Consider the following 8649-nt stretch of genomic DNA (forward strand, 5'->3'; position numbering starts at 1 on the left):
TTTTACCAAGCGGGTAATCAATTCCGCAAGCTCTTCTGTAAACATGACGGACGGGGCAATGGTTTCTTTCATCTTTGTCGGCCTGAGGTATTTCGCAAAATTACCATTATGACGGGATTTTTATGCCTGCGGTATCCCTTAGAATTCGACAGCAATCCCATTTATCAAACAGATTTGCTCGGTGAAAGTAACGATACCAGCGAAACATCGGCGTTGATTGATGGCATATTGGGCGCGAACCAGTTGCTTATCCAACGCCAACCCGACAGTTGGGACATTAAGCGCGTTGACGAAGCCGATAGCCGCATCAAGGAGGTGTTGAAGCTCTTGCGCGAAACCCTCATCCGCAAACGTGAAAAACCTTATCCGGTTGTTGACTTGCGCGAACAGTTGGTTTCACCGCCTTATGGCATTCCCGCCTGTAACTTAGCCATGCTGGCTGCTATCGCCATTCGCCATGATGTCCCCCGCTTGCGCTGGGGAAGTTGCGGCACTGAAACCGATTTTGCAGTGAATTTGAACACGGCTTTCGTTGCTGGCAGTAAGCTTACTATTCGTTTGCATGATTTCAGTCCGAAACAATTAAAAAGTCTGCAAGCTGTTAGCCAGTATTTTGGATTGACAAGAGAAACCGCGCAAACTGACGAAGATTTTGCTGGGCAAGCGGTCGCTAAATTGCGTGATTTTATCAGCCACAAACCTGGCGTAATCAAACAATCGCCACAATTGCATCAGCACGCCAAAGAGTTGGTGAAACTGTTTAATGCTGTCGGCAAGACACAGCAGGACATTGCCGAAAAACTGCTGGAATTGTTCGGCACGGAAAACGCCGGATACGCCTTAAAAACCGCACTGGATGATTTTGCCAGACTCGAAGATGCCAAACGCCATGAAATCGAACAAAGCTGGCAGGCGTTTTTGTCTAAGATTGGGTCAAACAAAACCAGTTTAATATTGCGCTTAACGCATGAGCAAGCCAGTCCCTTGGCTAAAAAGGTAGGCCATTTATTAGGGCGAGATAGTGTTAACTCGGATGATTTGGCTTTGGCGTTATTGGATAAAATTGTTGAGAGGTGTGAGGAGCGGGATATTCATCGGTGTCTTGGCCAATTAGATTTGTTGGTTGATTATCATCCGCCGCAATCGCCCTCTATTGTATCGCCACACCCACACACTTCGGCTGGTACAGGGCGAACAGATGGTTATCCTTTTGTCCGTGAAGAGCAATTCCCTCCGGCAAGCGCCGGGGGAACAGACTCCGCACCGACTTGCACCGCCGAATTAGTGGCAAAACTACGCCAACAAATTGATCCGTTAAATCTACCCTCTGAGGTGATAAAGTCTGCCTTGCACGAGTTGTTGCGCAACTACGAGGTTTAAACCATGCCCGTACAACTCATTTTGGATTATTTTGGGGTTGATACCGATGACGCGCTTTGTGTCGAGCCTTCTGAACAGGCCATTGACGCGACAACACGGCAAATTTACCAATATTTACGCGAGCAATCCCCTTCGCTGCACCGTGTGCGTTTGACGAGCGCGGCGTTGCATCGCCGTTTTGAACACTTTGAAGGTTTGGAAGGAGTCCTGAAAACCAAGGTGTTAATACCCCGCGCTGTGCTATCCGAAACATTTAAAACGGCCCTTCCCGATTGGCTGACGAATGAGGCTTGTGTGGCGTTGGGGTTATTAAAAAATGCGTTGATTGAACTGCCTTTTAAAGCATTTGAGAAAAATTTATTACACGTTTGTAGCGCGGATTTAATTTCTGGTCAAGATTTCCATGTGTTTATCGAGGCTTTAAAAAAACAACCCGATGCTTTTTTGTCGTTGCTTGAATATGAAGCGATAAAAAAAATCCTACTTGCCCACCTTGAATTTGATTTAAGCATTGAACACAACACCGCTGTGATATTTATTGCTGAATTAGTGGTGAACGGCGCTATACACGGATTTTTAGAAACACTCACCTACCAGCAACATTTATTTTATTTACGCCGCTTTGTTAGTCGTCATCAGTTAGAAATCGCTCTTCCGGCTCAAGCCTTACCCTCGCCGTTATTGACATTGCCGCTGTTATATTTGAACGAAACAACAGCAAATTCACTGGTCGAAAAATTTTCTTTGGTATTAAATGCTGCGGTGCGAAAAGTTTTAGCTAATGAAATGCCGGCTGAAGCATTAGCTGATTTATTTATCGCTGATTGGCCTGGGCTTTGGGCAGACACAGCAGGCTTAATTGAAAACAATCCGGCGATTGTCAGCGAAGCACTGGCACACAAGCTAGCCATTTTTTCCAGTCCCGAAGCATCCCAGTTAGCTGAAAAATTAAAACAAACCTCGTATCCTTTGCTTGCTAATTCCGCCAGCGTAGAAGATGTGTTGGCATGGAGTGAAGGTTATTTTGAGTATTGCCGCCATGCGTTTTCGTACAAGCGAACACTCGACGAAACCATTAACGGCAGTTTTACCGACTGGCTACTTTCACAAACCGCACGAATTTCACGCTCTGAATCCTATTGGTTACGTTGTAGCCAACAAATTACTAAATTTCTGCAAGCTGATAATTACGCAGTCGTTGTGGTAATGGTCGATGCGCTTTCGACGTTGAATCAGGATGTGTTGCTGGCTGAACTGGAATCACTCAGGCAACAGGAACAGTTGACATTGATTTGTGAAACCTTATTTGCACCCCTTCCGACTTTAACCGAAGTGGGAAAAATGGCGGTGCTAACAGGAAAGCCTAGCCATCAACTGCCTAACGATCAAGAAACCGCGTTACGGGAAACTTATGAGACTTTTTTACCCGAAGCGCAGTCGTTAAAAGTTGCGCGAAGTTGGCGCGAATCTAAAAATGAAAATTTGGACGCACACACTAAATTATTCGTCATTTTTGAAAATGAACTGGACGACCGCTTGCATAAGGGTATTAATTTTGAAAAGCTTTGCAGCGATTTGAAGCCGATTAGCCATCAGATAAAAACTAAAATTAAAAGCTTAACTAAAGATGCGCAGGTGTTAGGGCGTGACATTGTGTTTTTCATTACCGCTGATCACGGGATGACCGTCACGCAAAAATTTTACCGTGGCGAATCGTTTGGCGACATTAAAGATCGTGTTTTTAAGCTCAAATCACCAGTCACCGAAATCCCGTCTGATTTTGTGCTTATCAATAATTATCTCATCCCCAAACAACGCTGGCGTTTAACCGCTGACGGGCATCTTGCCCACGGAGGCTTAACACCCGAAGAAGTGTTGATTCCTTTCATTACATTAACGACTAAAACACCCGAACAGGCTAAAACGTACATTGACGTTAGCCTTGAAAGTAAGCAAGCCCGACGCATTGGTGACAAATGCTGGCAAATTGATTTGTTACTAGCTTCAAATGTGGCAGCAAACGATATTCGGATTAAAATCAATGATGCGAGTTTTTCAGGTTGCGAAACAGTGGACAGTTTGCGTGTCAATAAAAGCCAGAAAGTGGTATTACGGTTTAATTGCATTAATGAACAAGAAGGATTGGTGCAAATGGAACTGGCTATTTCTTACCTCCGTTCTGGTGCAAACGAACAGATTAATAAATTCATCGACGTTAATTTCCCCGCATCATTGCTTGAAAAAGATGTAGGCACGCAAAGTTTTGAGGATATGTTTTGACAGCTATAGACCCGCAACAGCTCGATGCAAAAATAGCCGCCGCTTTCGGTGAATTGACCATTGATAAGGCATTAGTCCGGCAATTAAAAATCCGTGAAAAGCGTACCATTCCTAGTTTCGTTGAGGAATGGCTGATTTCCCGTTTTAAGAAACCAGATCAAACGGATGCGGAAATTTACCAAGTGATAACCGACTTTATGAGCCGACATTTGCCAGCTAAAAATGAAAAAGAAAAAATCAAATACCGCTTACAGTCAGGTGAATCCATTGTTTTGCTGGATCGCTTTGATGTCCGCATAGACATTAAAAAAAGCGAAAAATTATTGACCATTCCTTGTCTGGATGAACGTAACGCCCGTGTTTCTGATGACGTATTGAATGCCAACCAAATCCTATTAGAAGGCGGGCAATGGGGGGCTGGGCGTTTGTTTGTCAGGCCTGAAGGCAAAATAAACGTGATTGAACTGACCGAATTCCACCCTATGCAATCGGGTAAAGTTCGGCTTGAACAGCTGGTAAAAGCGCGGGAAGAATTTACCACTCGGGAATGGATAGCGTTGTTGATGAGGACGATGGGCTACGAACCCGCCGCTTATAACGAAGACCAGCAAAATCATGTCATCTTGCGCTTATTGCCGCTATTGCAAAACAACCTTAATTTAATGGAACTGGCGCCAAAAGGCACGGGCAAGTCTTTTATTTATTCAAACCTAAGCCGTTATGTTTGGCTGAACAGCGGCGGGGCATTAACCCAAGCGCAACTGTTTAAAAACCTAAACACCAAGGAAGTTGGTTTATTAGGTCGCCATGATTTATTGGTGCTTGATGAAGGCCAGTCGATTAGTTTTAAGGGCGAAGACGACATACAGGCCAAGTTTAAGGATTATTTGGAATCCGGTCATTTCAGCATCGGCAACGATAAAATCACCAGTGAATGCGGGTTGATCGTATTGGCGAATATTGAGTTGTATCAAGGTCTGCCCCGTCAAAGCGACTATATCCGCCATTTGCCGGACATGTTTCATGAAAGTGCCTTGATGGATCGTTTTCACGGCATTATTCCTGGTTGGAAAATCCCGCGTTTTAAAGTCAATTGTGTCGCCCAAGGATTGGGAATTAAAGCGGATGTGTTCGGTGAATATCTTCACCAGTTGCGAACAGTTAGCTATGCAGAATTCCCATTTGGCAAACCTCCAGTTTTCACCGGCGACAGTGACAGCCGCGATGTCAAAGCCGTATCCCGCCTTGCTACTGCATTATCAAAATTATTGCTGCTCAATCCTGACCATCCTGATTATGAAGCTTATGTATTGAATCCGGCGAAGGATTTAAGGGCAAGGGTAAGGTCACAACTGGCTGAATTAGACCCGCATGAGTTTACGGCGGAGTTGAGGGTTTATTAATGAAAACAAAAAAAAGCTAAACGTTTTTTACTAGTCTCCGCTTCCGCGGAATTTGGCATCCCAAATCCGTCATGACTAAATCCACATATTCCTTTTTCTGTACCAGACCGAAGCTTACGTGTATGGGCCGATTTTCTCCATAGAAGTACAGGCGATCATAAGGCGTATTCTCGGCAATCCAATCGGCAACTTCCCGCATGTTTTCATCATCGACAATGAAATCAATTGCAGCGCCAAGCCTCGGGCAAATTAAATTTTTCTTGCTATTGAGTTCGTGCGCAGCATGTTGATCCAATTTTGGAGCAACTCGTTTTTTAATATGCTTACCCAATTCATGCGAACAAAACCCGTAGGTCAGCCTGATCATGCCAAAATATTCGATCACCGGGTCGAGTATATTGATGGCTAGATCATATAGTGCATTATAGCTATCGGCTTGTTTGGGGAGATTGGATATGCCCGTAGCTTGTTGAGTTTCTCCGCATTCGATGAGTCCCCTATACGTCAGATAGCTTCCACACGACTCATCGAGATCAGGTATTGAACGACTACGAATCAGTTCAAAGCCATCAACTTCCCAGCGAGCGCGAGCTAAAGTTTGCCGAAACTCTTCGGGTTTTGGACCGTAACCGCTCAAATCAAATAGGTTTAACGCCTGCAACTGTTCATCAAAATTAAGTTGTTCAGCGTAGCGAGGGTATTCCTCGTTAATGAACCGTGATTTTAGATAGAGGTTAGTCGGTTCGAATGCGTCGCCGTATTCGTAAAGATCGAATGTCTGTTCTCGTAGATTGATTTTGACCCGTTCGAGCAAGCGTGGGATGGGCTGATTTTCAAAGTCGTCGTAGCGCATCAAGCTTAATTTGCCGGACTGGCTATGGATTTTGATTAAATCCGTTTGTTCAATATCGCCATACAAAATCGTGGCGCAGCCGATATAAATCCTCAGCAAAGCCGGAAGTTCATGAACCATGCGGGTGTGCAGATGTAACGCTTCGCCTTCATCCAGAAATCCCAGTCCTTGCTCTGTCGCGTGTTGACAAGCTTCAGCAATAAGCTCGGCATTACCAATCTTGAATAAAATCGATCGGGCTGTTTCGATGGCATTTTGATAATCGCCGAAAAAGGCTTTGATGTCTTTTTGCAGACCCGCTTCCAAATGTTTGTAGGGTTTTCGTTTTGAAAAAGTCTGTAATGCAAAGTAGGTGACTAAATCTTCGATTTTGCTGTGCCGAGCCTGTTCAAACAGCGCGTCTTCATTGTGGTCCAGTGTGAAGCGAATGGCTTTGCTGATACTGCCAAAGGCTTCGATGAGTTCAATCAGCGAATCGATTTCCGTTTTGTCGGGTAGCCGACCCAGTTCCAGAATAGTCTGCCACAGCGGGTCGATAAGGTGTTTGTACGCCAGATACTTCTTCTCATTTCGAGACAGTTTTGGCTCAGACAGCGAACGGGGTCTATGCGATAGGCGTAATACATTACGTTGGCTTCGTTGTCGGCCAAGCAAAAAGCGCTGTTCCGCGTCTTGATTTTTAAATACAAAAAAAATGCCGGGCGCGACGGGAATGGCGTCCGTTTCCAAGGTATCCGTTAAAAATTCTTTAAGCTCGCTTTGGGTAAAGTATTTTTGGAAGGTATTGCGCTGGGTAATGACGCCATCGTTAAAAGCCAGGCCTTTAAATGCATTCTGGTTGAAGAGCATGGCTGAAACCACTAAGACTTGGTTAGCCAGGTTATAAGCGCCAAGCAATGCTTCCAGTCTTTCCTGATAGTTTTCGATGACATTGATCACAAAGCCGAGATTCACAATATCTGCGAGTTGCTTTGGCTGCTCAGGCGCGTAATGCGGGTCCCAGCCGGATACCGGAATGGCATTGTCTGATAAATTGCGTATGTCATCGCCTTTGCCGCAACCGTAATCGAATACGGTTAATGAGCCATCTAAAAATCCGTGACGTGCCAAGCATTGCATCGGCGCAGATAAATTACTGCGGGAAAGTGCCGTGAGATGCCGGGCAATGCTTGCGCTTTCAGACGATTCAACCGTCAGGCTGTCAGTCGCTTCATCGTTGCCAATCGGGACAAAGTGGTAACCGATGAGTTGAAACCCTGTGTCGCGAATTAAGGCGTCCCAGGCTTGTTTGAAGCCGATTTTGATGGGATTTTCGAATAGGCCTAGCTGCTCGGCGGTCTCGGTCAATTGCTTAAATTGCTCAATGTTTGGCGTGTCGCGGCCCAGTAATAATTCCTTGCGATGTAAAATAGGCGGATTTAACGAGGTTTGATAACTGCGTTTTTCGACTTTTTGCTGGGTAAGGTCGATGCGAAAACTCGTTTCTAACGCAGGAAATGGCTCTTCGAAGAAATTGGGGTACCACAGTAAGGACAGCCTGTTTGATTTGCCATCGTACTTGATGACATTGTAATCCTGACTCGGTTTTAAATTGGCTAAGGTTTCAGCGGTCTTGATGGTCTCTTGAACCTCGGCAGCTTGTGATGCCGTAAGACTATAGTGCCAATAAACAGTGGTTAGAACTTTTTTGCCGAACATGCGGTTACGCCTTAATACCGTTTATGCCAATGCCAATTCCCTTAAACGCGTGACTTCCTCACCAATGCGTTGTCCGGCCCAGGTGATTTCTTCCAGGGTAGTGTATCGTCCAAAACTAATTCGAACTGCACCATACAGTCTATCCCCTTCAATGCCCATCGATCTTAACACGTGCGATGCTTCGACGGCACCGCTGTTGCAGGCTGATCCGGATGCTATAGCCACTTCGTCTCTGAGCGCAATGATTAACGAATCGGCACCAACGTTTGCAAAGCTGACATTGATGATATTAGGCAACTTGCACGCTTGGTTTCCGTTGAAATATACACCGCCTAGCTTCCCTAGTTGCTCGGTTAAGGCCATCTGCAAGGCTGTTGCGTGTTCGTAGCCAGCAGCACGGGTGTTATTGGCCAGTTCAAATGCTGCCGCCATCCCGGCAATTTGGTGTGTTGGCAGTGTGCCTGGTCGTAGTCCGTGTTCTTGACCACCGCCATGGAGCAGGGGGGCGAGGTGAGTTCCTTTTCGATTTCTAACATACAGGCAACCGATACCTTTTGGGCCGTAAAATTTATGCCCGGAAAGCGAAAGCAAGTCGATAGGCGATTCGGCGAGATCGATCGGCAGCTTACCCGCGCTTTGTGCCGCATCGACATGAAAGAAGACATCCTGCTGCTGAAGCGCTTGTGCAATTTGATCAATATCCTGAATGATGCCCGTTTCGTTATTGACGTGCATAATCGAGACAAGAAGGGTTTCGTCAGTGATTGCCGCTTGAATGCTATTTAAGTCGATACTGCCTTCACTGTTCGGACGTAGATAAGTGATTTGAAAGCCAATGGTTTCAAGATACTTGCAGGTGTCTAATACGGCCTTGTGCTCACTTGCGGCGGTGATGACGGAATGTGTCAATGACATTGAGACACCCAGTTGTTTTATTTAGTGTCTAATTGTTGTGTATTTATGGGTCAAGTTTCTCCCTTTGTGTTAATAGGCGGATTAATCCAAACGGCGTTAGGCAAGCTGGGTGGTAAAGGG

The 8649-nt window shown here is 45.5% G+C and carries 5 protein-coding genes; 3 read left to right on the forward strand and 2 right to left on the reverse strand.

Going from position 1 to position 8649, the window contains the following annotated elements; translation table 11 throughout:
• From Q7V21_RS12270 to brxL, 3 genes are all read left to right on the forward strand, one after another.
• Window positions 1-1380 (forward strand): hypothetical protein (locus tag Q7V21_RS12270; RefSeq protein WP_304917579.1); only part of this gene is annotated, 1380 nt, incomplete at its 5' end.
• 3 nt (window positions 1381-1383) lie between these two features.
• The gene (locus Q7V21_RS12275) at window positions 1384-3660 is read left to right on the forward strand and encodes a PglZ domain-containing protein (RefSeq protein WP_304917580.1); all 2277 of its coding nucleotides are present in this window, start codon (window positions 1384-1386) and stop codon (window positions 3658-3660) included.
• Window positions 3657-5063, forward strand: a complete 1407-nt coding sequence (gene brxL, locus Q7V21_RS12280) for a BREX system Lon protease-like protein BrxL (protein ID WP_304917581.1) — start codon at window positions 3657-3659, stop codon at window positions 5061-5063. The genes Q7V21_RS12275 and brxL overlap by 4 nt, the downstream gene beginning before the upstream one ends.
• 16 nt (window positions 5064-5079) lie before the next feature.
• On the opposite strand, the gene Q7V21_RS12285 is transcribed toward brxL, so the two are convergent.
• Entirely contained in the window at window positions 5080-7614 is a 2535-nt protein-coding gene (locus tag Q7V21_RS12285; RefSeq protein WP_304917582.1) for a DNA phosphorothioation-associated putative methyltransferase, read from the reverse strand.
• Between the two features lie 21 nt (window positions 7615-7635).
• Complete coding sequence (locus tag Q7V21_RS12290) at window positions 7636-8529, reverse strand: cysteine desulfurase family protein (RefSeq protein ID WP_304917583.1); 894 nt, start codon at window positions 8527-8529, stop codon at window positions 7636-7638.
• Between the last annotated feature and the right edge of the window lie 120 nt (window positions 8530-8649).

It is taken from the genome of Methylophaga sp. (genome assembly GCF_030651745.1).